The organism is Gellertiella hungarica, from assembly GCF_014197145.1.
Classification (GTDB): domain Bacteria; phylum Pseudomonadota; class Alphaproteobacteria; order Rhizobiales; family Rhizobiaceae; genus Gellertiella; species Gellertiella hungarica.
On the sequence record NZ_JACIEZ010000003.1, the window covers coordinates 103,958 to 127,580 of the forward strand.

26 protein-coding genes are annotated in these 23,623 nt (G+C 62.9%); 14 read left to right on the forward strand and 12 right to left on the reverse strand.

The window, feature by feature from the left end; genetic code table 11:
- Positions 1-40 precede the first annotated feature (40 nt).
- The 5 genes from GGR23_RS08980 (at position 41) to murI (ending at position 4,058) form a co-directional block, all read left to right on the forward strand.
- Positions 41-571 (forward strand): hypothetical protein, encoded by a 531-nt coding sequence (locus GGR23_RS08980; protein ID WP_343066644.1) that lies wholly within the window; start codon positions 41-43, stop codon positions 569-571.
- A 25-nt stretch (positions 572-596) separates the two neighbouring features.
- On the forward strand, positions 597-1,160 hold the full coding sequence (locus GGR23_RS08985; RefSeq protein WP_183365880.1) for a hypothetical protein: 564 nt from the start codon (positions 597-599) through the stop codon (positions 1,158-1,160).
- Positions 1,161-1,247: 87 nt separating this feature from the next.
- Positions 1,248-2,363, forward strand: a complete 1,116-nt coding sequence (locus tag GGR23_RS08990; protein WP_183365881.1) for a 2OG-Fe(II) oxygenase — start codon at positions 1,248-1,250, stop codon at positions 2,361-2,363.
- A gap of 77 nt (positions 2,364-2,440) precedes the next feature.
- Positions 2,441-3,271: an RNA methyltransferase gene (locus GGR23_RS08995; RefSeq protein ID WP_183365882.1), complete on the forward strand. Its 831-nt coding sequence runs from the start codon at positions 2,441-2,443 to the stop codon at positions 3,269-3,271.
- Entirely contained in the window at positions 3,261-4,058 is a 798-nt protein-coding gene (gene murI / locus GGR23_RS09000; protein WP_183365883.1) for a glutamate racemase, read from the forward strand. The genes GGR23_RS08995 and murI overlap by 11 nt, the downstream gene beginning before the upstream one ends.
- A gap of 12 nt (positions 4,059-4,070) precedes the next feature.
- On the opposite strand, the gene GGR23_RS09005 is transcribed toward murI, so the two are convergent.
- Positions 4,071-4,589, reverse strand: coding sequence for a hypothetical protein (locus GGR23_RS09005; protein WP_183365884.1), 519 nt, complete (start codon positions 4,587-4,589; stop codon positions 4,071-4,073).
- Positions 4,590-4,783: 194 nt separating this feature from the next.
- Here GGR23_RS09005 and GGR23_RS09010 point away from each other — a divergent pair, with 194 nt between their 5' ends.
- Positions 4,784-6,295: a helicase HerA domain-containing protein gene (locus GGR23_RS09010; RefSeq protein ID WP_183365885.1), complete on the forward strand. Its 1,512-nt coding sequence runs from the start codon at positions 4,784-4,786 to the stop codon at positions 6,293-6,295.
- Positions 6,296-6,488: 193 nt separating this feature from the next.
- Here GGR23_RS09010 and GGR23_RS09015 read toward each other — a convergent pair whose 3' ends face one another.
- A complete protein-coding gene (locus GGR23_RS09015) occupies positions 6,489-7,478 on the reverse strand; it encodes a TerC family protein (protein WP_183365886.1) in 990 nt (329 codons plus the stop codon).
- Between the two features lie 342 nt (positions 7,479-7,820).
- On the opposite strand from GGR23_RS09015, the gene rpsD reads away from it, so the two are divergent.
- The 5 genes from rpsD (at position 7,821) to ttcA (ending at position 12,852) form a co-directional block, all read left to right on the forward strand.
- Complete coding sequence (gene rpsD, locus GGR23_RS09020) at positions 7,821-8,438, forward strand: 30S ribosomal protein S4 (RefSeq protein WP_183365887.1); 618 nt, start codon at positions 7,821-7,823, stop codon at positions 8,436-8,438.
- A gap of 186 nt (positions 8,439-8,624) precedes the next feature.
- Positions 8,625-10,112 carry a glycosyltransferase family 39 protein gene (locus GGR23_RS09025; RefSeq protein ID WP_183365888.1) on the forward strand — a complete coding sequence of 496 codons (1,488 nt, stop codon included), beginning with the start codon at positions 8,625-8,627 and terminating at the stop codon, positions 10,110-10,112.
- A gap of 96 nt (positions 10,113-10,208) precedes the next feature.
- Positions 10,209-11,168, forward strand: coding sequence for a glycosyltransferase family 2 protein (locus GGR23_RS09030; RefSeq protein WP_183365889.1), 960 nt, complete (start codon positions 10,209-10,211; stop codon positions 11,166-11,168).
- Positions 11,165-11,980, forward strand: a complete 816-nt coding sequence (locus GGR23_RS09035; protein ID WP_183365890.1) for a ChbG/HpnK family deacetylase — start codon at positions 11,165-11,167, stop codon at positions 11,978-11,980. The genes GGR23_RS09030 and GGR23_RS09035 overlap by 4 nt, the downstream gene beginning before the upstream one ends.
- Positions 11,977-12,852, forward strand: coding sequence for a tRNA 2-thiocytidine(32) synthetase TtcA (ttcA, locus tag GGR23_RS09040; RefSeq protein ID WP_183365891.1), 876 nt, complete (start codon positions 11,977-11,979; stop codon positions 12,850-12,852). The genes GGR23_RS09035 and ttcA overlap by 4 nt, the downstream gene beginning before the upstream one ends.
- A 39-nt stretch (positions 12,853-12,891) precedes the next feature.
- On the opposite strand, the gene GGR23_RS09045 is transcribed toward ttcA, so the two are convergent.
- Together GGR23_RS09045 and grxD are read right to left on the reverse strand one after the other, a co-directional pair.
- On the reverse strand, positions 12,892-14,139 hold the full coding sequence (locus tag GGR23_RS09045; RefSeq protein ID WP_382339971.1) for a multidrug effflux MFS transporter: 1,248 nt from the start codon (positions 14,137-14,139) through the stop codon (positions 12,892-12,894).
- Between the two features lie 101 nt (positions 14,140-14,240).
- Entirely contained in the window at positions 14,241-14,576 is a 336-nt protein-coding gene (gene grxD, locus GGR23_RS09050; protein WP_183365892.1) for a Grx4 family monothiol glutaredoxin, read from the reverse strand.
- 280 nt (positions 14,577-14,856) lie between these two features.
- Here grxD and GGR23_RS09055 point away from each other — a divergent pair, with 280 nt between their 5' ends.
- Entirely contained in the window at positions 14,857-15,996 is a 1,140-nt protein-coding gene (locus GGR23_RS09055) for a hypothetical protein (protein WP_343066647.1), read from the forward strand.
- Between the two features lie 33 nt (positions 15,997-16,029).
- On the opposite strand, the gene GGR23_RS09060 is transcribed toward GGR23_RS09055, so the two are convergent.
- The 3 genes from GGR23_RS09060 to GGR23_RS09070 form a co-directional block, all read right to left on the reverse strand.
- A complete protein-coding gene (locus GGR23_RS09060; RefSeq protein WP_183365893.1) occupies positions 16,030-16,263 on the reverse strand; it encodes a BolA/IbaG family iron-sulfur metabolism protein in 234 nt (77 codons plus the stop codon).
- Between the two features lie 22 nt (positions 16,264-16,285).
- Complete coding sequence (gene purL, locus GGR23_RS09065; RefSeq protein WP_183365894.1) at positions 16,286-18,526, reverse strand: phosphoribosylformylglycinamidine synthase subunit PurL; 2,241 nt, start codon at positions 18,524-18,526, stop codon at positions 16,286-16,288.
- A 147-nt stretch (positions 18,527-18,673) separates the two neighbouring features.
- The gene (locus tag GGR23_RS09070; RefSeq protein ID WP_183365895.1) at positions 18,674-20,095 is read right to left on the reverse strand and encodes an aminotransferase-like domain-containing protein; all 1,422 of its coding nucleotides are present in this window, start codon (positions 20,093-20,095) and stop codon (positions 18,674-18,676) included.
- A gap of 82 nt (positions 20,096-20,177) precedes the next feature.
- Between GGR23_RS09070 and GGR23_RS23185 the strand changes: the two genes are divergently transcribed.
- Complete coding sequence (locus GGR23_RS23185) at positions 20,178-20,435, forward strand: DUF1127 domain-containing protein (RefSeq protein WP_246365170.1); 258 nt, start codon at positions 20,178-20,180, stop codon at positions 20,433-20,435.
- 6 nt (positions 20,436-20,441) lie between these two features.
- On the opposite strand, the gene GGR23_RS09080 is transcribed toward GGR23_RS23185, so the two are convergent.
- The 5 genes from GGR23_RS09080 to purC all read right to left on the reverse strand — a co-directional run bounded on the left by GGR23_RS09080 (position 20,442) and on the right by purC (position 22,969).
- Positions 20,442-20,852 carry a hypothetical protein gene (locus GGR23_RS09080; protein ID WP_183365896.1) on the reverse strand — a complete coding sequence of 137 codons (411 nt, stop codon included), beginning with the start codon at positions 20,850-20,852 and terminating at the stop codon, positions 20,442-20,444.
- 69 nt (positions 20,853-20,921) lie between these two features.
- Positions 20,922-21,593: a phosphoribosylformylglycinamidine synthase subunit PurQ gene (purQ, locus tag GGR23_RS09085; protein ID WP_183365897.1), complete on the reverse strand. Its 672-nt coding sequence runs from the start codon at positions 21,591-21,593 to the stop codon at positions 20,922-20,924.
- An 82-nt stretch (positions 21,594-21,675) separates the two neighbouring features.
- Positions 21,676-21,933: a hypothetical protein gene (locus GGR23_RS09090; protein ID WP_183365898.1), complete on the reverse strand. Its 258-nt coding sequence runs from the start codon at positions 21,931-21,933 to the stop codon at positions 21,676-21,678.
- A 12-nt stretch (positions 21,934-21,945) separates the two neighbouring features.
- Positions 21,946-22,188 carry a phosphoribosylformylglycinamidine synthase subunit PurS gene (gene purS, locus GGR23_RS09095; RefSeq protein WP_183365899.1) on the reverse strand — a complete coding sequence of 81 codons (243 nt, stop codon included), beginning with the start codon at positions 22,186-22,188 and terminating at the stop codon, positions 21,946-21,948.
- Between the two features lie 16 nt (positions 22,189-22,204).
- Positions 22,205-22,969, reverse strand: coding sequence for a phosphoribosylaminoimidazolesuccinocarboxamide synthase (purC, locus tag GGR23_RS09100; RefSeq protein WP_183365900.1), 765 nt, complete (start codon positions 22,967-22,969; stop codon positions 22,205-22,207).
- 285 nt (positions 22,970-23,254) lie between these two features.
- Between purC and GGR23_RS09105 the strand changes: the two genes are divergently transcribed.
- Entirely contained in the window at positions 23,255-23,569 is a 315-nt protein-coding gene (locus tag GGR23_RS09105; RefSeq protein WP_183365901.1) for a DUF1476 domain-containing protein, read from the forward strand.
- Positions 23,570-23,623: the final 54 nt, after the last annotated feature.

Genomic DNA, 23,623 nt, shown 5'->3' on the forward strand with positions numbered 1-23,623 from the left:
GTCAGGCATTCGTCTCCTGCCGCCGAGAAAGGACAAATTCGTGCTGAAGAAAATTTCCCTGCTTCTCCTTCCCCTGATGCTTGCAGCCGCCGCACCCGCTGAGGCCGCGGACATGACCCAGCCGGTCAAGACCCTGATGAAGCTCGCCGAAGAGAACTGGCGGGCGGAGAATGCGGGTGCCAACGACTATTTCAGCGAAGACCTTCTCGGGACCATCTACAGCAAGTCCTTCGCCGATGCCTACCGGGCCGCATCGAAGTTTCCGGCCTTCGATCTGCCCGAGGGCGAAACCACCGGCAGCCCCTTCGATTACGACGTGATCGCCAACGGTCAGGACGGATGCCCCTTCGAGAACGTGCGCGTCGAGGACGACGGCGACGGTCAGGTGACGGCACTCTTCAACAATCGCGCCTGCATGGGCGATGATCCGGCCAACAAGGAAGACACCGTCGTCATCTTCCACGTCGAGGAAGAGGGCGGGAAGCCGGTGATCGACGACATCTACCAGGTCGAGAACGGAAATTCCGGCAAGGGCCTCAAGGAACAGATGCTGGAAATCGCGAAGCAGTAAACCGCACCGCCAAGGAGCCACAACCATGTTTTCCACGCGCCCGCTGCTGGCCGCAGCCGCCCTTTGTCTTCACGCGACCGTTGCATGCGCTGCCGACCCTCAGGACCCGGTAAAGGCGCTTTTCGGTCTCGTTGCCGGTAAAGCCGGTGCGGATTACTTCGCCGGGAAGCAGCTCGATCGTCTTTACAGCGAAAGCTTCGCCCTGACCTATCGCATCACCGAAAAGGTTTCCGAGATGTCGGAAGCGGAGATGATGCTGGATTTCGACCCGATCATCGGCGGGCAGGACAGCTGCGACGTGAAGGACATTGCCATTCGCGCCCTGCCTGCCGTGGGTGCTGGAGAGGACGGCTATGTGCCGGTCGAGGCCAGTTTCGACGCCATGAGCTGCTTCGAGGGCTCCGAGAAGGCACCCAAGACGAAGCGCACCTTCCGGGTGATCGAGGAAAAGGGCCAGTACGTCATCGACGACGTGCTGGATACCACGACCGACGACGCCGGAAAGGCCGTCACGCTCAAGGAGTTGCTGGTGGGCATTGCTGCCGGCGACATGAACCGCGTTGCGAAGCTGGGCGCCGGCACGCCGTGACCGGCGCATGATCCAACACATCGTCCCTTGCAGGGCCGGCGGAATTTGTTAGACTTGACTTATTTCTAATAGGTCTGGTTTTTGATCATGATGTTCAATCGCTTGTCCGTCGGTGACCCGGCACCCTGGCTGAAGCTGCGCACTCCCTCCAATCCCAGCTTCGCGTTCGATACGATAGCGGGGCGCTATATCGTCCTCGCCTTCTTTGGAACGGCCCGGCACGTTCACGCGCAGGCGACGGTCCTTGCCGTCCAGTCCCGGCCGGACATCTTCAACGATGATTTCGCCTCCTTCTTCGGCGTAACGAACGACGGCAGCGATCTGGCGGCAGGGCGGCTGAAGGAGAGCTATCCGGGCTACCGCTATTTTGTCGACGCGGATTTTCGCATGACCCGTGCCTTCGGGGCAGCGCCGACAAGCGAGGAAAGCCGGGATGTCTCCATGCGATGGATCGTGCTCGATCCCCTGCTGCGCGTGATGAGGATCATCCCCTTCCGGAAAGACCGTCCGGACGTGCAGGAACTTCTGGAATTCCTCGAGGGACTTCCCCCGGCAGAGCGCTTTACCGGCACGGACATGCACGCGCCGGTCATCATCCTCCCGAACGTGTTCGAAACGGAGTTCTGCCGCACCCTCGTCGAGCTCTATGACAAGCATGGGGGGCTGGAGAGCGGCTTCATGCGCGAAGTCAACGGCAAGACGGTGCATGTGGTCGATCACAACCACAAGCGCCGGCGCGACTACAACGTCGAGGATGCCGATATCATTGCCGGTGCGCAGTTCCGCATCAGGCGACGGGTGGTGCCCGAGATCCGCAAGGTTCACCAGTTCGAGGTAACCCGCATGGAGCGCTACATCGTCGCCTGCTACGCGGCGGAGGACCGGGCCCACTTCGGCGCCCACCGGGATAACACCACGTCCGGCACGGCCCATCGCCGCTTTGCCGTCTCCATCAATCTCAACGACGATTTCGATGGCGGCGAGGTGAGCTTCCCCGAGTTTGGCCCACGCAGCTTCCGCGCCCCTCCGGGCGGGGCCGTGGTCTTTTCCTGTTCTTTGCTGCACAAGGTGTCCCCAGTGACGCGCGGGAGGCGATATGCCTTTCTGCCCTTTCTCTACGACGAGGCGGCAGCCCGGATACGCGAGGCCAACAATGGGGCTCTCGGCGAGGGGGTGGAGGCTTACCGGATGACGGCGGGCTGATGCGGCCCGGCCTTTGCAAACGCGCCCGAATGTGCAAGGAGATGCGCCGATAGCAGGATTAACATCGGTCAAGGCGCATGTCAGGGACAAACAGCGAAAAGGAACGGATCGAGGAAGGTCCGGTCATCGTGCTGGTCGAGCCGCAGCTCGGCGAGAATATCGGGATGGTCGCACGGGCAATGGCAAATTTCGGCCTCGCCGAACTGCGCCTCGTCAATCCGCGGGACGGCTGGCCGAACGAGAAGGCCCGCTCTGCGGCATCGAAAGCCGACCATGTGATCGATGGCGTGCAGGTTTTCGAAACGCTCGAAGCCGCCATCGCCGACCTCAATTTCGTCTATGCCACCACCGCCCGCGAGCGCTACGGTTTCAAGCCGGTCCGGTCTCCGGTCACCGCCTGCACGACGCTGCGGCAGAAATTCAACGGCGGCGAAAGGACGGGCATCCTCTTCGGCCGGGAACGATGGGGCCTCTCCAACGAGGAAGTCGCCCTGGCGGACGAGATCGTCACCTTTCCGGTCAATCCTGCCTTTGCATCGCTCAACATCGCCCAGGCCGTGCTGCTGATGTCCTATGAATGGATGAAATCCGGCATGGACGATCTCAGCAAGACCCTTTTCCAGCCCGTGGAACAGCGGCCCGCGACCAAGGACGAGCTGTTCGGCCTGTTCGATCACGTCGAGGAGGCACTCGAAGCGCGCGGCTATTTCCATCCTGCCGCCAAAAAGCCGAAGATGGTGGACAATCTCCGCGCCGTGCTGTCGCGACGGGCCTTTACCTCGCAGGAAATCGGCGTCATCCGCGGCGTCGTGGCTTCGTTGGACCGGTTCGCGCGGCGCTATCCGCACGGGCAGCGCCCGGCGGAAGAGAGCGAAGGGCAGGGGGATCTGCAGGGACATGACCAATGAACTGAAGCCGGTTCTGATGTTCGACAGCGGCATCGGCGGTCTGACGGTGCTGCGCGAAGCCCGCGTGCTGATGCCCGAACGCGGTTTCATCTATGTGGCCGACGACGCGGGCTTTCCTTATGGCGGATGGGAGGAAGAGGCGCTGAAGGCGCGGATCCTTTCCCTCTTCGAGAAGCTGCTCAAGGACCACGATCCGGAAGTCTGCGTCATTGCCTGCAACACGGCCTTCACCCTTGCAGGCGCCGATCTTCGTGCCGCCTTTCCCCACATGACCTTCGTCGGAACCGTGCCGGCCATCAAGCCGGCCGCCGAACGAACGCGCTCGGGCCTCGTTTCGGTGCTGGCGACCCCCGGCACCGTCAAGCGCGCCTATACCCGCGACCTGATCCAGTCCTTTGCCTCCCGGTGCCATGTGCGGCTTGTGGGATCGCAGAACCTTGCCCGCATGGCGGAAGCCTATGTGCGCGGCGAGGGGGTAGCGGACGACGCGGTGCTGGAGGAGATCCGGGAATGCTTCATCGAGATGCCGGACGGGCGCAAGACCGATATCGTGGTGCTGGCCTGCACCCATTATCCCTTCATGGCGAACGTTTTCCGCAGGCTCGCTCCCTGGCCGGTCGACTGGATCGATCCCGCGGAAGCCATTGCCCGGCGCGCCCGCAGCCTGGTCCCTTCGGTTTCCGATGCCATGCATCCTGAGAACCAGGACTTTGCCCTTTTCACCTCCGGCAATCCCGATTTTCCCACCATCCGCCTGATGCAGGGCTTCGGCCTCACCGTGCGGTGACAGGCGGGGGCATCAAAGCTCCAGCACGCCCGTCAGCTTGGCAATGGCATCGTCGAAGATCGCCGCGATGCGATCATGCTCGGGTCCGACCCGGCTGAAGGCCTCGCTGAAGCGGCGGATGTGATCGGCATTCATGCTTAGGCTCTGATACTGGCTGTCGCCTTCACCGATATTCATGGCATCTTCGAAAATGCCCTTCGGGAGGAGCAGCCTGTCCGCACCGATATCCGGCCAGAAATAGGCGAGCTTCAGCCCGGAATTGTAGAATGCATTGCGCCACTCGGGGCGCGTTTCCGCCATCAGGATCAGCGCAAAGCACTGGATCATCGTCTCCTTGGCGATGGGCAGTTCCATTTCGTCGCGCAGCTCGATCTCGAGCGGGTCCTGGACGAGCATTTCCGCAAAGGCGTGAATGAGACCCAGTGCACGCGAGATGACCTGCCTTTCATCCCAGTCCGACGCTGCGGGCTTGCCGGTTTCCCGAACCGGCTCAGGTCTCCACTCTTCATGGGCAGAATCAAAAGCAAACATGGCTGGCCATCACTGAGAACGATTCGAACGGGCACTAAAAAAGAACTAACTAAATTTGCATCTGCTGTCGATGGGGCCGGCCGTAAAGCCTGTGAATGAACGCGCGATTTGCCGCGCAAAGCGGGCCGAAGCCTGCTAAACCCGGCGCTCCCGCTTGGGCGGAATCACGATGGACCTATTCCCGGGGTAGTGTGTTGAAGGTTGGTATCGACATGGGAACGCTGGCCGGCGGCGAAGCGGCCAAGCTCGATATCGAGGAGCTCCTGGCGACCCGCCTGCTGGTGCAGGGCAATTCCGGTTCGGGCAAGTCGCATCTCCTGCGACGCCTTCTGGAGCAATCGGCACCGTGGGTTCAGCAGTGCATCATCGATCCGGAAGGCGATTTCGTCACGCTGGCCGACAAGTTCGGCCATGTGGTGGTCGATGGCGAGCGCACCGAGGCCGAGCTTGCCGGCATTGCAAACCGCATCCGGCAGCACCGCGTTTCCTGCGTGCTCACGCTGGAGGGGCTCGAGATCGACCAGCAGATGCGGGCTGCGGCGGCCTTTCTGAACGGCATGTTCGATGCCGACCGCGAATTCTGGTATCCGGTCCTCGTCGTGGTCGACGAGGCGCAGATGTTTGCCCCCGCCGTGGCCGGCGAGGTGAGCGACGATGCCCGCAAGGCGTCGCTGGGCGCCATGACGAACCTCATGTGCCGTGGACGAAAGCGCGGACTTGCGGGGGTGATTGCGACCCAGCGCCTTGCGAAGCTCGCCAAGAACGTCGCTGCCGAGGCCTCGAACTTCCTGATGGGCCGCACCTTCCTCGATATCGACATGGCGCGCGCCGCCGACCTCCTCGGCATGGATCGCCGCCAGGCGGAAATGTTTCGCGACCTGAAGCGCGGCAGCTTCGTTGCGCTGGGTCCTGCCCTGTCGCGGCGTCCCCTGCCGGTGACGATCGGCGCGGTGGAGACATCTGCCCGTTCATCGAGCCCGAAGCTGATGCCGCTGCCGGATGCGCCTGTCGATGTGGAGGATCTGATCTTCACTCCCGACCCGGAGGAATTCAACCGGCCGATCGCCCGCCGTCCCGTACGCGAGCCGAAGCCGACGACGGACATACTGGCGGAGCTGTCCCGCGCGCCGGCTGCCGTTGCCGCGCCGCAGCCCGAGACGAGGCCGAACCTTCCGGAGATGGACCCGGGGGAGCGCGAGGAGCGCCTTTCGGCAGTGCTGGCGGAAATCCTCTCGGATCCGGAAGCGGCCTTCCGCTCCGATGCGGTGCTGTTCCAGGAGTTTCTGGTGCGCGTGCGCATGCGCCGCATTCCGGGCACCCCCATGACCCTGCCGGAATTCAGGCGACGGCTTGCGGTCACCCGCTCCGGCGTGAACGCCGAAATGGCGGAAACCGCAGAATGGCAGCAGGCGCTGGGTCTTTCGGGACAGGTGACGGACGATCTGCAGGGCGTGTTCCTGCTTCTGGCGCGCCATGCGCTGGAGAAATCGCCCTGTCCTTCGGATGCCGACATCGCGCGTGCCTACGGCACCCATTCCACGCGTCGGGCGCGTCGTTTCCTCAGCTACTTCGAGGAACAGGGACTGGTAGTCGTCCATACCGACTACTCCGGAAAGCGCATCGTCGCCTTCCCGGATCTCGAGGCCCAGACAGCCCCCGGAGACCCGAACGCCCCGCTGTCACAGCAGGGCGTTGCGGCGGAGTAGGCTGGCGCAGAGGAACGGCGCATCCGGTCCTCTCGGCTTTGGCGGTCGGTGCGACCGGTTGCCCGTCATGCCCGAACCGGACTCGGTCATCGTCCCGGGGCCAGGCTTGGAGTGGAGGTGGCGGATCCCCGGCCCATGGCCGAGGATCCTGTCCGCTCTTGCGGGATCGACTGGGAAGGTGGCCATAAGACCGTCATGCCCCCTCGATCGCCTTCTTGTCTTCGTTGCGCGTCGCCCAGAGCGAGCCCAGGATGCCGGCGGCCAGAATGCCGATCGTGATCGTCAGCGAGATCATCGGCGGGATCTTGGCGAGGCCCAGCATGTCCGCGATGAAGATCTTCGAGCCGATGAAGATCAGCACCACCGAAAGCGCGTACTTGAGGTAGACGAAGCGGTGGATCAGGGCAGCAAGCGCGAAGTAGAGGGCGCGCAGGCCGAGGATCGCGAAGATGTTCGAGGTGTAGACCACGAAGGGATCGGTGGTGATGGCGAAGACGGCCGGGATCGAATCGACAGCGAAGACCAGGTCTGCGAGCTCCACCATGACCAGCGCCAGCAGGAGCGGGGTCACGAAGGTCTTGAGCTTGCCCGTCTTCGGGTCCGGTTCGCGGACCACGAAGCGCTCGCCCCGCAGGGTATTCGTGATCGGCAGATATTTCCGCATCATCTTCAGCGCCGGATGCGTCTCCACATCATAGGCATGGTCGGCTGCAAAAAGCATCTTGATGCCGGTGAGGACGAGGAAGCCCGCAAAGAGATAGAGGACCCAGTGGTAGTTCTCGACGACAGCCGCGCCGGCGGCGATCATGATGCCGCGCAGGATGATGACGCCGAGAATGCCGTAGAGCAGCACCCTGTGCTGATAGGCACGCGGAATGGCGAATGTGCCGAAGATCATCGCGATGACGAAGATGTTGTCCATCGCGAGGCTTTTCTCGACCACGAAACCGGTCAGGTACTCCATCCCGGATTGTGCCCCGTTCTGGAACCAGACGAAGCCGCCAAAGGCGAGGCCGAGAGCGATATAGAAGGCAGAAAGTACGAAACTTTCCTTGATGCCGATTTCCTTGCTCTCCTTGTGAAGGAGGCCGAGATCGAGCACGAGAAGGAAAATCACGAGGGCGATGAAGGCAAGCCACATCCAAATTGCGGTGCCCAGAAAGTCTGTCCAAAGAAAATCCATGAAGGGTTTCCTTTGCCGGATGGATTGATGTTCACAGCTCCGACATCACGGGAATCCGGCACTCGCGTCAGAGGGGCCCGGTGCTGCGTGACCCGGAGATGGGTTGACGAAAATCAAACTTCAAGAGCGCTTCGCTGCCTGTGTTGACATTTTTTTGCCGAGGCCCTAAAGACCGCCCCAACGCCGGGCAGCAATGCCCGGTGTTTCATTTGACGTGTCCCGTGGATCGCCCGTTCGCCAATGGCGCGGTCCTGTCAGGTTCCGAGAGGAACCAGAGGAGGGCGCGTTTCCTGCAAGCCGCTCCTCCGGGGCCGGCATAACGACGAACACAAGGGAAATGCGATGAGCAAGCGCGAATCCGCAAAGTATAAAATTGACCGCCGTATGGGCGAAAACATCTGGGGCCGTCCGAAGTCCCCGGTCAACCGCCGCGAATACGGCCCCGGCCAGCACGGCCAGCGCCGCAAGGGCAAGCTCTCCGACTTCGGCGTGCAGCTGCGCGCCAAGCAGAAGCTGAAGGGCTACTACGGCAACCTGCGCGAGAAGCAGTTCCGCGCCATCTTCGCCGAAGCCGACCGCCGCAAGGGCGACACTTCCGAAAACCTGATCGGCCTGCTGGAATCGCGCCTGGACGCCATCGTCTACCGCGCCAAGTTCGTTCCGACCGTATTCGCTGCCCGCCAGTTCGTGAACCACGGCCACGTGACCGTGAACGGCGTCCGCGTGAACATCGGTTCCTACCGCTGCAAGGCCGGCGACGTGATCGAAGTGCGTCAGAAGTCCAAGCAGCTGGTAACCGTTCTGGAAGCCGTGCAGCTGACCGAGCGTGACGTTCCGGACTACATCGAAGTCGACCACAACAAGATGGTTGCGACCTTCGCGCGCGTTCCCTCGCTCTCCGACGTTCCGTACCCGGTCGTCATGGAGCCCCACCTGGTGGTGGAATTCTACTCGCGTTAATCCGCGCGGGAACATTTCTCTCGGAAGGCCGCCCTCGGGCGGCCTTTTGCGTTTGGCGTGACGAACGGGCGCATCGCTTTGCGTCTTGCCGGTCCCTGCGCGGAAATGATACCTCCGGTCGTGAAACCCAAGCGGACATCTGTTCCACCCGCCGGAGACGCAAGATCTCCGAAAACAAGAGACATCATGACCGATACCGCACTCTCGGCGCGTTCGCGCGTGCTCCTGCCGCTGATCCTGATCGGCATTTTCGTCCTTGCCCTGACGCTCCACGGCTATCTTTCGCGGCCGAGCCTCGATCGCTACGGCGACATGTACGAGAACTATGCCTGGGGCGTGCTGTGGCAGTGGGGCTACTACAAGCATCCGCCCTTCTTCGGCTGGGAAACGGCTGCCTGGTTCCTGGTCTTTCCGCGAACGGATTTCTTCTATTTCCTGCTGGCGGGGGTGAATGCGGGGGTGGCCCTGGTCGCGCTCTGGCGCATCGCCAACCGGTTCGGCGGGACCGGCTTCCAGGTGCTCGTGCTGGCGCTCGCCATGGTGATGCCGCCCATCTCCTTCCTGGGCCTGAACTTCAATGCCAATTCCGCCATGACGCCCATCTGGGCGCTTCTCTTCCTGTTCTATCTGCGCGGGCTGGAAAAGGGCCGGCTGGGCGATGCGGTGGCGATAGGAGCCTTCGGCGCAATTGCCATGCTGACCAAGTACCATTCGGTTGTCATGCTGGGGGCGCTGCTCATTCATGCGGTCACGGACCGCGAGGCACGGGCTCTTCTCTTCTCGCGTTTCGGGCTCGTGGCCATGCTTGCCTTCGCCGCGGTGATCGGGCCGCATCTTCTCTGGCTCTATGGCAATGATTTCCTGCCGATCACCTATGCAGCCGAACAGGATGACGGCGAAGGTCCGAACTTTCCCGATTCGGCTCTCTTCCTGGTGACGCCGCTGGGATACTGCGCGCTGTCGATGGTCGTTGCGCGGTCCATGCGCGGCTTGCGCGATGCCTTCCCGCTGGTGCCGGTCGGGCAGGTCCGTGATGTTTGGGCGCGAGCCGAGGGCAGGGCGCTCATTCATTTCGCCGTCTGGCCGCTGCTGCTGACCATCCTGCTCGGCTATCTCGCCGATGCGGAGCTGAGCGCGGTCTGGGGCATTCCCTTCTACACGGCCTATGCGGTCATCATCGCGCTTCTGGTTCCGCCCGTATACTACGAGGCGCATATCCGCCGGGCCATCGGTGCGATCCTGATCTTCTCGGCGCTCATCGTGGCGATAGCGCCATTCTGGTATCGTTTCGAAAGCAACGTGGATTCGGGTTACTACAACGCACCGCTCCCGGCCATCTCGGCCGAAGTGGACCGCGTGTGGGAAGAGGCCGGTGGACCGGAGGGCTTCGTCATTTTCGGGCAGGCGGCGCTCGCCAATCCGGTTTCCTTCTATTCGAAGCTCGACCCCATCACCCTGGAGGCGGACAGCTTCGAGGTTGCACGCCACTACATGACGCCCGAGCAGGCCCTGAAGCGCGGCATGCTGGGCCTCTGCAAGGCGGGCGACAAGGCTTGCGAAGACATCGTGCGTTCGATCGTTCCATCCGCCCTCCAGCCGAAGACCTTCACCGTCAAGGGCCGGAACGGGCAGGACTGGACCTTCAACGCCTGGGTCTCGCTGCCCGTCCGCTGAAGGCGGCCCTGCTGCCACGGGCGTTTTTCGGGGCAGGGGCCTTGCCTTTGCCCCAGTGATTGGCCATTGAACCCGCAAGGTCCACGGGAGACATCCATGCCGGTGCTTTCGGTCGTCATACCCTTTCTGAACGAGAGCGGCAGTGCCGCGCGGCTCGCCGATTTCCTGCGTCGCCTGGAGGCCGAGATCGGCTCCCGCTTCGGCCTGTCGCTGGAGACGGTGCTTGTGGACGACGGCAGCCACGACGACAGCATAGACGCCTATCGGCGGCATCTCACCGGCAACTGGAAGATTGCCGAACTCAGCCGCAATTTCGGCAAGGAGATCGCCCTTTTCGCGGGGCTGGAACAGACCAGTGGCGATTATGTGATGATGATCGACGCCGATCTTCAGCATCCGTACGGCGTCTGCATGCAGCTGATCGAGGAACTGGTGGGAAATCCGGCGCTCGACGTCGTCTACACTGTGCGTGACGACCGGAGGCAGGAATCGCTGAAGAAGGATCTCGGCTCCCGGCTTTTCTACTGGCTGATCAATTTCCAGCAGCGCTACCGGGTTCCCGAGAATGCGGGCGACTTCCGCATCATGCGCCGCCGGGTGCGCGATGCGCTGCTGACGGTGCGCGACAAGCGGCGTTTCAACAAGGGTCTCTATGCCTGGACCGGGTTCCGCCAGAAGGGCATACCCTACACGCCCGACGAGCGCATCGGCTCCGCCTCCCGCTGGTCGCGGCTGGCGCTGATCGGTCTTTCGGTGGAGGGCATCACCTCGTTTTCGGTGATTCCGCTGCGCATCTTCTCGATCATGGGGGCGATGACCGGCGTCTTCGGACTGCTCTATGGCCTGAAGATCCTGCTGGAGGTGCTTTTCCACGGCATCGACGTTCCCGGCTATCCCAGCCTGATGGTGGCGGTCGCCGTCTTCGGCGGCTTCAATCTCGCCCTGCTCGGGCTGATCGGGGAGTATCTCTGGGTGGGCGTGAGCGAAGCCAAGAACCGGCCTCTTTACATCCTCCGTGACATTCACACGCCCGACCGGGAGGAGACGCGGCAGTGAGCGGTCGCCTTGTCCTTGTTGCCGATGATTATGGTCTGTCGCCCGCCGTCAGCGAGGGCATCCGGGCGCTGATCGCGACGCGCCGGCTTTCGGGTACGGGTTGCATGACGCTCTTTCCCGAATGGCAGACGGAAGCGGCCCTGCTGCGGGAAGCTCCGGGCATCGAGGACTGCGCTGTCGGCCTTCACCTCACGCTGACGGATTTTGCGGGTCTGACCCGGTGGTCGCTCGATGGCAACGGGCGCATGCCCGCGCTGAAGGGACTGATTGCGGCCGTTTCGGCGTCGCGGGCTCACGATGCCTCCATCGCGGCGGAACTCGATGCGCAGCTTGCCGCCTTCGAAGCGGCGTGGGGTGCACCGCCTGCCTATCTAGACGGGCATCAGCACGTGCATTTCCTGCGCCCCGTGCGGCACTGGCTTGCGGCGCGGGCCGGGCATTTTGCAGCGCTGGCAAGCCGACCGTGGCTGCGCGGTGCTCCGACCATGGCCTATGCCGAAGGTGCTGCGCTGAAGGCAAAGGCCGGCTTTGTCGGCATGCTCGCGCGCGGCTTCGACAAGGCGATGCGCGCGGCGGGATATCCTGTGCGGGGACCGCTCGCCGGCTTTTACGACTGGCGCCAGCCCGAGAGCTTCGCGCCGGCTCTGGACCGCTGGCTGGGGAGCGTTCCCGCCGGTACGCTCGTCATGTGCCATCCCGGAGGCATAGACGATACGCTGCGCGGGCGCGACGGGCTTGTGGAGGCGCGGGAAGTCGAGCGCGACACGCTTCTCGCTCGCGACAGCCTGGCCATGAAGGTAACGGACCGATGACCCTTGCTCTATCCGAAGACGACGCCGATCTCCCGCCGCTGGACGAAGGTCCGGCGGGGCGCCTGTTCCGGGAGGCACCGCGATCGGTCTCCTTCAACAAGCTTAGAAAGCGCCTTCTGCGGCAGGTGCGGCAGGCCTTTGACGACTTTGCGATGCTGAAGGACCATAAGCGTTGGCTGATAGGCCTTTCCGGCGGCAAGGACAGCTACGGCCTGCTTGCCATCCTGCTCGATCTCCAGTGGCGGGGTCTTCTGCCGGTGGACCTGGTTGCCTGCAACCTCGATCAGGGACAGCCCAACTTTCCGAAGCACATTCTGCCCGACTATCTCGCCTCGCTTGGCGTCCGCCACCGGATCGAATATCGGGACACCTATTCGGTGGTGAAGGAAAAGGTGCCGGAAGGGGCGACCTATTGTTCGCTCTGTTCGCGCCTGCGTCGCGGCAATCTTTATCGCATCGCGCGCGAGGAAGGCTGCGACGCGCTGGTGCTGGGGCATCACCGGGAAGATATTCTGGAAACCTTCTTCATGAACCTCTTTCATGGCGGGCGGCTTGCCGCGATGCCGGCCAAGCTTCTGAATGACGAGGGTGACCTGATGGTTCTGCGTCCGCTCGCCTACTGCGCCGAAGACGATCTGGCGAAATTCGCGGATGCCATGCGTTTTCCGATCATTCCCTGCGACCTCTGCGGTTCGCAGGACGGTCTGCAACGCAACGCCATGAAGGCGATGATTGCCGAGATGGAACGGAAGATGCCGGGCCGCAAGGACACGATGCTGCGGGCGCTGGCCCATGCAAACCCGTCCCACCTGCTCGACCCGAAGCTCTTCGACTTCGCGGGTCTCGCGGCAGTGAAAAAGGCCGGCGACTGAGCCGCCGGCCTTTCGCCTTATCCTCTCGTCAACCCGCCTTTACGAGGGCTTGTTCTGTGCCTGGAAGAGCTTGCCCTTTTCGGCGATCAGCACGAACAGCAGGCCCATCAGCGATACGGAAAAGAAGCCGCCGACCATGGGCAGCGCCGTACCATCGAAGGCCTGACCGATGGCAGCGCCGATCAGCGCCCCGCCCACGGTCCCCATGAAACCCAGGACCGAGGATGCCGTACCGGCCACGTGACCGAGCGGCTCCATGGCCAGCGAGTTGAAGTTCGAACCGATCCATCCGAACTGGAACATGGCCAGCCCGAAGAAGACGATGAAGAGCGCGAACGGCATGGGGCCGTCGAAGGTGAGCTGCGCGAGCAGCCACAGCGCATTGACGGTCATGAAGCCGAGCAGGGCGCCATGCGACAGGCGACGCATGCCGAAGCGGCCGACGAGCTTCGAGTTCAGGAAAGAGGAGAGCGACATGAAGGCCGCAACCCCCGCAAAGGCCACCGGGAACCAGAGGCCGAGCCCGTAGATGCCCACATAGACCTGCTGCGCCGAATTGATGAAGCCGAACAGCGCTCCGAAGACGAAGGTGCCGGCGATCGTGTAGCACAGCGCGATGCGGTTCGTGAGAACGATGCGGAAGCCGTCGATGATGGTTCGCGGGTTCAGCGAACGCACATCCTGCGGGTCCAGCGTTTCCGGCAGGCGCATGTAGGCCCACAGGCCGTTGATGACGGCCACCACGGAAATGAAGATGAAGATGAGGTGCCAGTTGCCGAAAAGCATGACCGCCTGACCGGTTGCCGGTGCGATGACCGGGGCGATCATGAAGACCATCATGATCAGCGACATGACTTCCGCCATCTGCCGGCCGCCGAAGACGTCGCGCACGATCGACACGGTGATGACGCGCATGGCCGCCGAGCCGATTCCCTGCACGAAGCGCAGTGCGAGCATGGCGCTGAAGGAAGGCACGGCCACGATGGCAAGGCCCGCGGCAATATAGATGCCGAGACCCGCGAGAAGCGGGACCCGCCGCCCGAAGCGATCGGACAGCGGCCCATAGGCCAGCTGGGCGATGCCGAAGCCGATCAGATAGGCGGTGATGACGTACTGCCTGTGGTTTTCGTTGGCGACGCCGAGACTGGCGCCGATTTCCTGAAGACCGGGCAGCATGATGTCGATGGCCAGCGCGTTGAGCGCCATCATGGCGGCCATCATGGCAATGAATTCATTGCGGCCCATGCCGCCGAGGCGGGCGGCCGCTGTCTGGGAGAGCGTAGACATGGTTCAATAAAAATCCGGACAAAAAAAGGATAAGGCGCCACTTGGGGGTAGCGCCTTCGTTCACTCGATGACGTCAGGCGGCGCGGGCGCCGCGTCCCGCCTCAGGCTGCGCCGCGGACGGCAATGCCCTGGTTCTGGAGATGGGACTGGAGTTCGCCTGCCTGGAACATCTCGCGCACGATGTCACAGCCGCCGATGAACTCGCCCTTGACGTAAAGCTGCGGAATGGTCGGCCAGTTCGAGTAGGTCTTGATGCCTTCGCGCACTTCCTGGTCGGCCAGAACGTTGATGCCCTTGTAGCCCACGCCGAGGTAATCCAGAATCTGCACCACCTGACCGGAGAAGCCGCACTGCGGGAACTGGGGCGTGCCCTTCATGAAAAGGACGACCTCGTTGTTCTTGACTTCGTTGTCGATGAATTCGTGGATACCGCTCATGGAATTGTCCTTTCGCATGCGGGTTCAAGGCCCGCTGGTTCGTGGTCGAGAGCAGTAGATATCATGTCCTCGGGCAAATTCCAGACCGGACGGGGGAAAAAGACCGTTCACGTTCTTGTTGATAAGCCGATAAACCTCAGCTAGCGAAACGGTTCGTCCCGTTGGTTGACGCAATCGGCGGCTCTAAGGATAAGGATGATTGACTGCCTGTCGACTGCAAGTTTTTGCAGTGCGGCAGAAGACCGAAGAGGATGGGTGCTTGCAGGTAACGAAGAGAGTCGTGGTTCACTTTCCCGGTTTCGAGCCGCTGTCGACGGAGGATCACCACAGCCGCTACCAGCGTTCGGCGTCCCAGTCCGCAGCCGTCTGGGATGCGGCCTTCTCCGTGGCGCCCCTTGCCGGAAACCGGGTGACCGTCACCGGGGAAGGCCCGGGCTGGCGGACGGAAACCACGCTTCACATCCTCGATCACAATGCGCTTATCCAGTCGCTCCGCGACTGTGGACCACTGACCGAGATCGTCCGGGGCTTCCGCGCCTTCTTCATCGCCGCCATTCTCGAAGGGGGCTTCCTGGCCTATGCCCGAACGGCCTGGCGGTTCTCGGGCTTCTTCGTCTTTCCTTTTCTCTACATGGCCTTCGGCATCGCCCTCGGGCTGCTCCTGGGTCTTGCCCCCCTGGCCGTCGGGCTTCCCGCGGTGCATCTTCTGTGGAGCCTGCCTCTCGGTGGCCTCATCTTCTGGCGCATCTTCCTGCCCTTTACCGACCGGCTGCACACCCGCGCGCTCTTCGCCAACTGGCAGATGGCCGTGAAGGTCGCCCGCGAGAACGATCCGCTCTTCAACGGTTGGATGAGGGATCAGGTGGGTGCCGTCCGCAGGGCCTTCGCGGAAGATGCGGAGGAATACCTCATCACATCGCATTCCATGGGATCCAATCTGGCGGTTCAGGTGGTGGGGCGTCTTCTAGAGGAGGATCCGGGCTTCTTTCGGGGCAAGCGGGTGGTCTTCGCCACCCTCGGAGGCGCGGCGCTGCAATGCGCGCTCCTTCGCTCGGCCCGGGCCATGCGCAAGCGGGTGCGGCTGATTGCCGAGTGCCCCGACATAGAGTGGATCGATGTCCAGTCCCTGACCGACATCATCAATTTCTACAAGGCGAACATCCCGGCAGCCTGCGGGCATCGCGACGTGAAGCAGCCGCGCCACATCAGGCTTCGCTTCCGGCACGTGCTCACCGACGATCATTACCGCCGGATCAAGCGGGATTTCCTGCGGGTCCATCGCCAGTACGTGCTCGGACCGAGCCGGCGCGGCAATTTCGATTTCACGCTGTTCACCGCAGGGCCATTCCGGGCGGAGGAGTTCGTGGACTTCAGATCCGACCGGCTGCCCGACCTCGGCCGTTTCCAGAGGCCGGAATGAAAAAGGGCGCCGGAGGCGCCCTTTTTCTTGTCGTCAATCCGGGGCGCTGGTTTGCAGCGCGAGGGCGTGCAGCACGCCCCCCATCTTTCCCTGCAGCGCCTGATAGACCATCTGGTGCTGCTGGACGCGGGTCTTGCCCCTGAAGGCTTCCGCCACCACCTCGGCTGCGTAATGATCGCCGTCGCCGGCCAGGTCACGGATGGTGACCCTGGCACCGGGGATGCCTTCCTTGATCATGTCTTCGATATCGCCGGGGTTCATGGGCATGTCTGGTCTCCTCGACTGTCACTCACTCAGCGGCAGCGGGGAAGGATTCGCCGCCGTTCATGTAGTCAGGGAACCACGATTCATGGGCCGAACGCAATTGCTCAATTGAAACCGGACGCGCCTTGCCCAGCGTCACCCAGGAGCCGCCGGTCCGGCCGATCCACGGGCAGAACACGCCTGCCGCTTCGGCGCGGGCGAAGACGCGGTCGAGGCTGCTTTCCTTGACCGTGACCACGTAGCGGCCCTGATCTTCGCCATAGAAGACCGGGATCGGGTCGATGCCTTCCGGCTGGTTGAGATGCGCGCCGATGCCGGAGGCCATGGCCATTTCGGCAACTGCGAGGGCGAGGCCGCCGGACGAGCAGTCGTGGACGGCGGTCGCGATGCCCTCGGCGATGAGGCCGCGCACGAACTCGCCGACGCGCTTCTCGTGGGCGAGGTCGACCGGCGGTGCGGAACCGTCGGTGCGGCCGTGGATGTCGCGCAGATAGACCGACTGGCCGAGATGGGTTCCCCATTCCCCGGGCGCGCCGGCAAGCAGGATGGCCTGGCCCTGTTCGGCGAAGCGGATGCGGGCCATCTTGGACCAGTCCTTGATGAGGCCGACGCCGCCGATGGTCGGGGTCGGCAGGATCGCCTGGCCGTTGGTCTCGTTATAGAGCGAGACGTTGCCCGAAACGATCGGGAACTCCAGCTCCCGGCAGGCTTCCCCGATGCCCTTGATGGCATGAACGAACTGGCTCATGATTTCAGGACGTTCCGGGTTGCCGAAGTTGAGGTTGTCGGTCGCGGCCAGAGGCAGGGCGCCGGTGGCGGTCAGGTTGCGCCAGCACTCGGCAACGGCCTGCTTTCCGCCCTCGTAGGGATCGGCTTCCACATAGCGCGGCGTGACGTCGGAAGAGAAGGCGAGCGCCTTGTGCGCATGGCCTTCGACCCGCACGACGCCGGCATCGCCGCCCGGAAGCTGAAGCGAATTCCCCTGGATCAGCGTGTCATACTGTTCGTAGACCCAGCGGCGGGAGGAGTTGTTGGCGGAACCAACCAGCTTCAGCAGCGCGTCCGCCACATCGGCCTGCGGAATGTCGCCGGCGGCGAGCGGTGCCTTCGGTGCGGCCGGCGTCCACGGGCGATCATATTCGGGTGCCTCGTCGCCAAGCTCCTTGATCGGCAGGTTTGCCACTTTCTCGCCCTGGTGCAGGATGCGGAACCGCAGGTCGTCCGTGGTCTTGCCGACGATCGCGAAATCAAGGCCCCACTTCACGAAGATTGCCTTGGCTTCCTCTTCCTTTTCGGGGCGCAGGACCATGAGCATGCGCTCCTGGCTTTCCGAGAGCATCATCTCGTAGGCCGTCATGCGCTCCTCGCGCACCGGCACGAGATCGAGATTGAGCTCGATGCCGAGATCGCCCTTTGCGCCCATTTCGACGGCCGAGCAGGTGAGGCCGGCGGCGCCCATGTCCTGAATGGCGATCACGGCGCCGGTCGCCATCAGCTCGAGGCAGGCTTCCAGCAGGCATTTTTCGGTGAAGGGGTCGCCGACCTGAACGGTGGGACGCTTTTCTTCGATCGATTCGTCGAATTCCGCCGATGCCATGGTGGCACCGCCCACGCCGTCACGGCCGGTTTTCGCGCCGAGATAGACAACGGGCAGGCCCACACCCTCGGCCTTCGAGTAGAAGATCGCATCGGACTTGGCGAGACCCGCCGCAAAGGCGTTCACCAGGATGTTGCCGTTGTAGCGGGCATCGAACTCCACTTCGCCGCCAACGGTCGGAACGCCGAAGGAATTTCCGTAGCCACCGACGCCGGCAACGACGCCGGAAACGAGATGCCGGGTCTTCGGGTGGTCGGGTGCGCCGAAGCGCAGCGCGTTCATGGCTGCAACGGGGCGGGCGCCCATGGTGAAGACGTCACGCAGAATGCCGCCAACGCCCGTCGCCGCACCCTGGTAAGGCTCGATATAGGACGGGTGGTTGTGGCTCTCCATCTTGAAGACCACGCAGTCGCCGTCATCGATATCGACCACACCGGCATTCTCGCCCGGACCCTGGATCACGCGCGGACCCTTGGTCGGCAGAGTCCGGAGCCACTTCTTCGAGGACTTGTAGGAGCAGTGCTCGTTCCACATGGCGGAGAAGATGCCGAGCTCGGTGAAGGTCGGCTCGCGACCGATGAGCGAGAGGATACGCTCATACTCGTCCGGCTTCAGGCCGTGGGCGGCAATCAGGTCCGGGGTGATCGGGCGGGTGTTGGAAACGCTCATGGCGGGAGGCCCCTCAGACAGGAAGTGAGTTTGGGCGTCTCTTTACCCCAACAGCGCACCCCATGCGACAGGAAATTTCCCCTTCTCCTGCCTATTTCCGGATTTTGTCGCAGACCGGCCGGATGGCCGCCGCAGGGCGGCTTCCCGCTATCCCGCCAGTCGCTCGTAGCCGGTCCGGCCACTGTCCAGCAGGCATGAGAGACGGTTGAAACCGCGATAGACCGTTTCGCGGGTCATCGGCGTCGAGAAGCTGATCCGTACATGCGGATGGGGGCTGCCGCAGCGCCCTGCCTTGAACTCGTCCTCGTCGTCGATGAGGATGTTCTCTTCCTGCGCAGCCTTCTTGAAGGTGCCGGAGAGCCAGGGCTCGGGCAGCTTCATCCACAGGAAGGGAATGCCGGGCCGCGAGCGGAACTCGATGCCGGAGAAGATCTGGCGGGCCATCGCCTCCCGTGCGGAAAGCTCGGCCACCGTCAGCCCCATCAGCCGTTCGGCTTCCCCTGACAGCACCAGCCTCGCCGTGACTTCCGCCAGCAGGAAGGGCAGGCCGCCGGTCATCATCTTGTGAGCGATCCGCACGCGGGGGGCATAGAGCGCGGGGCAGGATACCCAGCCGCCACGCACGCCGGCCGCGACCGATTTCGAAAGGCCGCTTACAAGGAACGTGCGTTCCGGTGCGAAGACCGAAATGGGTGGCGGAGGGTCTGACACGAGAGTGCCGTAGAGATCGTCCTCGATGATCCATACCCCGTACTTGCGCGCGATCTCGGCGATCTGCCGCCGCCTGTCTTCCGACAGCATGGTCAGGGTGGGATTAGCCACATTCGGCATCAGGAAGAGCAGCTTGGGATGCTGCTGGGCGCAGACCCGCTCGAAATCCTCCGGAATCAGGCCGTCATCATCGCTTTCGACAAGCACGCAGCGCCGGCCCGTCAGGCCCGCGGCGCGGCTGACCTGCGAGTAGGTGAGGGGCTCGAAGGCCACCCGATCCCCGGGAACCGTCACCACGGACAGGATGGCCACGACAGCTGCGTGCGCGCCGATGGTTGGCACGATGCTGTCGGGCTGGGGTGCAAAGCCCGCGCGGCTCAGCCAGCGAACGCCTGCTTCCGACCACGAAAGGGGGAAGTTGCGGGTGTAGCTGGCAATCTCCCATGGATGCGCGCGGATGACGGAGGCGGTGATGTCCGCAATCGCCTCGGCCTGGCCGATATCGGGCGCCGATGCGCTGTCGAAGCGCAGCTTGTCCGGTTCGGCGTTCTGTACCCGCGTGCCCGCCAGTGCATTGGCAACCGGGTCAGCTTCCGTGCCGGGAAGAGTACGGCTCCGGTCCAGCACATAGGTGCCGCGGCCCACCTCGCCGGAGACCAGACCCCGCTCGTGCACCAGGGCATAGGCCCGGCTGATGGTGCCGACCGTCAGCCCGAGATCGAAGGCGATGTTGCGCTGGGGCGGCAGCTTCGTGCCGGGCGGCAGGCGCCCATCCTCAATGGCTGCTTCGATCTGGTTGGCGAGCCGGACATAGATGGGTCCGGTTCCGGTGGAGAGGTCAGGCAGCCAATTTGTCATGGGGACAAGATCTCGATTTGCGCCAATTTGGCGGCATTGTATCTCTTTTTTGGCGAAATGCTACAGGAAAGGCAGTTACATCATGGCCCAGGCAAGCGAAAATGTCCTCATTGTCACCCCATCTTCCCGGGGCAAGGCGCGACAGATTGCAGTCCGTCATGATCGCGACGGTCTGTTCCTTGCGGGCTGGATGCGTTTGGTGCTGTTTCTGCGGTCCTGGCAGGAGAAACGGCGCAGCCGCCGCGCGCTTGACCGTCTCACGGCGGACGACCTGCGCGACATAGGGCTCACCCGCGACGAGGCGCGGCGCGAATACAGGAAATCGTTCTTTATCGAGTGACCGGCTTCAGCGGCAACCGTTGCCGCCGCGTGCCCAGCGGTTCACGTCGGCGGTGATGCGGCCGGCGACGGCTTCGCCCATCATGGGCCCGAATGCATCGAGGCGGGCGGGGTTGCCCTCCGCCTGCACCACGAGCAGCGGGCGCGATTCCGGGCTATGCGCCTTGACGACCAGGATGCGCGGGCGACCGGAGAAGGAGTTCAGCTCCGGCGCAAGACGATATCCGGCAAAGGCCGGGTCCCTGGACTTGAACCAGCAGGCATTGGCACCCAGCGCCACGCGCTCCATGACCGGCAGTGCCCCGCGGGCAACGTTGGATGTCGGACGTTCCGCCCGCGGCGTGCAGGCCGAAAGGGCGGCGGCTGCGACGGTAATTGCGGCGACGGAGAGAGCGGCATTGCGGAACGTGCGGAGCATCGGGGAGCCTTCAAGAAGGGATGAAACCGGCGCCGCGGGACCGCGAGCGCCAAGCAGCGGCTGAACTGGTCAGGCCGCGATCACATCGAGAGCCGAAGCGAAGATGCCGCGGCCATCATTGCCGCCATGGGCGGATTCGATGAGGTTTTCCGGATGGGGCATCATGCCGAGCACGTTGCCGCGGGCATTCATGACGCCGGCAATGTCGTTGATCGAGCCGTTCGGGTTGGTGCCGTCGGCGTAGCGGAACACCACCTGGCCATTGCCTTCGATGGACTTCAGCGTCTCGGCATCGGCAAAATAGTTGCCGTCATGATGGGCGACCGGGCAGCGGATGATCTGGCCCTTGGCATAGGCCCGGGTGAATTCCGTCTCGGCATTTGCGACTTCGAGCTTGATTTCCTTGCAGACGAAACGCAGTGAGGCGTTGCGCATCAGGGCGCCGGGCAGCATGCCGGCTTCGAGCAGGATCTGGAAGCCATTGCAGACGCCGAGGACCTTCACGCCCTTTTCAGCCTTCGCCTTGATCGCCTGCATGACGGGCATGCGGGCGGCGATCGCGCCGCAACGCAGGTAATCGCCATAGGAGAAGCCGCCGGGGATGACGATCAGGTCCACATCCGGGATTTCGGTTTCGGTCTGCCAGATGGTGACCGGCGCCTTGCCCGAGATCTTCGTCAGCGCGGCGATCATGTCGCGGTCGCGGTTGAGGCCGGGAAGTTGAACGACGGCGGATTTCATGGGCTGTGGTCTCCGGGTGCTGGTCTGGCTTGGTCCATCCGCCATTTCCTGGCATGGCGGATGGGCGAATATGAGGCAGTTATCAGCCGCTATAATCGAATGGAACGCCGGCTTCCGCAAGCTCACGCAGATCGAGGCGCCACTCGATGCGGTCAAGGCAATCGCCATGCTGGAACAGGATGCCATAGATATCATGGATGTCCTGCTGCATGGAAACCATCGTACCACGCATGGCATTGATCTCCTGCTTCACGTCCCTGATGTCGCTGCGCATGAGGGATAAGTTCCCCTGCATTCCCTTCAGCAGTTCGTACATCAGGTCGCTGGTGATCTCTGCCATGTCCATCGCACCTCAGGAGAGGGCGATAGAGTAGTTCTCGATCACGGTGTTTGCAAGCAACTTCTCACATACGGCCTTCAGGGTTTCCTCGGCCTTTGCCTTGTCGGTCTCTGCGAGTTCGAGGTCGAAGACCTTGCCCTGGCGGACGCCGCCGATGCCGGAGAAACCGAGGCTGCCGAGAGCGCCTTCGATTGCCTTGCCCTGCGGGTCGAGAACGCCGTTCTTGAGCGTGACGGTCACACGTGCCTTGATCACTGGTCTTATCCCCTGCTTACTTGACGAGTACGGGTCCCATGCCGCGCACGGGTTCGTTTTCATTGATGATGCCGAGACGGCGGGCAACTTCCTGATAGGCCTCCAGAAGGCCCCCCAGATCCTCGCGGAAGCGGTCCTTGTCCAGCTTGTTGCGGGTCTCGATATCCCAAAGGCGGCAGCTGTCGGGCGAGATCTCGTCCGCCAGGATGATCCGCATCATGTCGCCCTCGAACAGGCGACCGCATTCGATCTTGAAGTCCACCAGCTGGATGCCGACGCCGAGGAAAAGGCCGGTCATGAAATCGTTGACGCGGATGGCGAGCGCCATGATGTCGTCGAGTTCGGCAGGGTTGGCCCAGCCGAAGGCCGTGATGTGCTCTTCGGAAACCATCGGGTCATCGAGCGCATCGGACTTGTAGTAGAATTCGATAATCGAACGCGGGAGGATGGTGCCTTCTTCGATGCCCAGGCGCTTTGCAAGCGAACCAGCGGCGACGTTGCGCACCACGATCTCGAGCGGGATCATCTCCACTTCCCGGATGAGCTGCTCGCGCATGTTCAGCCGACGCAGGAAATGGGTCGGGATGCCGATGCGGTTCAGGTGCGAGAAGATGTACTCGCAGATCCGGTTGTTGAGCACGCCCTTGCCGTCGATGACTTCGTGCTTCTTTTTGTTGAAGGCCGTGGCGTCATCCTTGAAGAACTGGATGAGCGTGCCCGGCTCGGGACCTTCATAAAGGATCTTGCCCTTGCCTTCGTATATACGGCGGCGACGGTTCATGATGCTGTCTCTGTCAATAGGCGCCATCGGTGGGCGCAGGGAATGTGTTAGCGCGTCCCATAAAGGAAAAGAACACAATTCACAATGCAGCAGCACCTCCTTCGGACGATTATCGAAGCCGAAGGCGAAGCGACAGACCCGGTCGCACGCCGCAATCCTCCTCGATGCCGGAAGATTGCGTTGCCCAATCGGCGAATTTGGTGTTTCGCCGATTGAATTTTGCCACGGGCTTCGATTAATGGAGGTCAGAATTAGCATTCTGGTTCATCTTTAGGAGACTGCCCGATGACTGGCATGAGTGACCGCGAAAAGGCGTTCGAAAACAAGTTCGCCCACGACGAGGAAATGAAGTTCAAGGCCGTTGCCCGCCGCAACAAGCTGCTCGGCCTTTGGGTCGCCGGCCAGATCGGCAAGGCCGATGCGGAAGCCTATGCGAAGGAAGTGGTCGCCGCCGATTTCCAGGAAGCGGGCGATGACGACGTCATCCGCAAGGTGAAGGGCGACTTCGACGCCGCCAACGTGGCGATGACCGAAGAGCAGATCGTCCAGAAGATGACCGAGCTGCATGCTGAGGCAAAGCGCCAGCTGTTCGAGGAATAAGCCTCGGCTTGCCCGCGAATCGAAAAGCCGCCTTCGGGGCGGCTTTTTTCATGC

Excerpts from the sequence above, each read along its gene's own strand:
- GGR23_RS09015 (WP_183365886.1), bottom strand. The coding sequence starts at position 7,478 with ATGGATTTTCTTTGGACAGACTTTCTGGGCACCGCAATTTGGATGTGG.
- GGR23_RS09090 (WP_183365898.1), bottom strand. The coding sequence starts at position 21,933 with ATGGCAGAGATCACCAGCGACCTGATGTACGAACTGCTGAAGGGAATG.
- GGR23_RS09070 (WP_183365895.1), bottom strand. The coding sequence starts at position 20,095 with ATGACAAATTGGCTGCCTGACCTCTCCACCGGAACCGGACCCATCTAT.
- purC (WP_183365900.1), bottom strand. The coding sequence starts at position 22,969 with ATGAACCGTCGCCGCCGTATATACGAAGGCAAGGGCAAGATCCTTTAT.
- GGR23_RS23185 (WP_246365170.1), top strand. The coding sequence starts at position 20,178 with ATGGCCCAGGCAAGCGAAAATGTCCTCATTGTCACCCCATCTTCCCGG.
- purQ (WP_183365897.1), bottom strand. The coding sequence starts at position 21,593 with ATGAAATCCGCCGTCGTTCAACTTCCCGGCCTCAACCGCGACCGCGAC.
- ttcA (WP_183365891.1), top strand. The coding sequence starts at position 11,977 with ATGACCCTTGCTCTATCCGAAGACGACGCCGATCTCCCGCCGCTGGAC.
- GGR23_RS09005 (WP_183365884.1), bottom strand. The coding sequence starts at position 4,589 with ATGTTTGCTTTTGATTCTGCCCATGAAGAGTGGAGACCTGAGCCGGTT.
- GGR23_RS09045 (WP_382339971.1), bottom strand. The coding sequence starts at position 14,139 with ATGTCTACGCTCTCCCAGACAGCGGCCGCCCGCCTCGGCGGCATGGGC.
- GGR23_RS09060 (WP_183365893.1), bottom strand. The coding sequence starts at position 16,263 with ATGCCCATGAACCCCGGCGATATCGAAGACATGATCAAGGAAGGCATC.
- grxD (WP_183365892.1), bottom strand. The coding sequence starts at position 14,576 with ATGAGCGGTATCCACGAATTCATCGACAACGAAGTCAAGAACAACGAG.
- murI (WP_183365883.1), top strand. The coding sequence starts at position 3,261 with ATGACCAATGAACTGAAGCCGGTTCTGATGTTCGACAGCGGCATCGGC.
- rpsD (WP_183365887.1), top strand. The coding sequence starts at position 7,821 with ATGAGCAAGCGCGAATCCGCAAAGTATAAAATTGACCGCCGTATGGGC.
- GGR23_RS08985 (WP_183365880.1), top strand. The coding sequence starts at position 597 with ATGTTTTCCACGCGCCCGCTGCTGGCCGCAGCCGCCCTTTGTCTTCAC.
- GGR23_RS09030 (WP_183365889.1), top strand. The coding sequence starts at position 10,209 with ATGCCGGTGCTTTCGGTCGTCATACCCTTTCTGAACGAGAGCGGCAGT.
- GGR23_RS08995 (WP_183365882.1), top strand. The coding sequence starts at position 2,441 with ATGTCAGGGACAAACAGCGAAAAGGAACGGATCGAGGAAGGTCCGGTC.
- purL (WP_183365894.1), bottom strand. The coding sequence starts at position 18,526 with ATGAGCGTTTCCAACACCCGCCCGATCACCCCGGACCTGATTGCCGCC.
- GGR23_RS09080 (WP_183365896.1), bottom strand. The coding sequence starts at position 20,852 with ATGCTCCGCACGTTCCGCAATGCCGCTCTCTCCGTCGCCGCAATTACC.
- GGR23_RS09105 (WP_183365901.1), top strand. The coding sequence starts at position 23,255 with ATGACTGGCATGAGTGACCGCGAAAAGGCGTTCGAAAACAAGTTCGCC.
- GGR23_RS08990 (WP_183365881.1), top strand. The coding sequence starts at position 1,248 with ATGATGTTCAATCGCTTGTCCGTCGGTGACCCGGCACCCTGGCTGAAG.
- GGR23_RS09025 (WP_183365888.1), top strand. The coding sequence starts at position 8,625 with ATGACCGATACCGCACTCTCGGCGCGTTCGCGCGTGCTCCTGCCGCTG.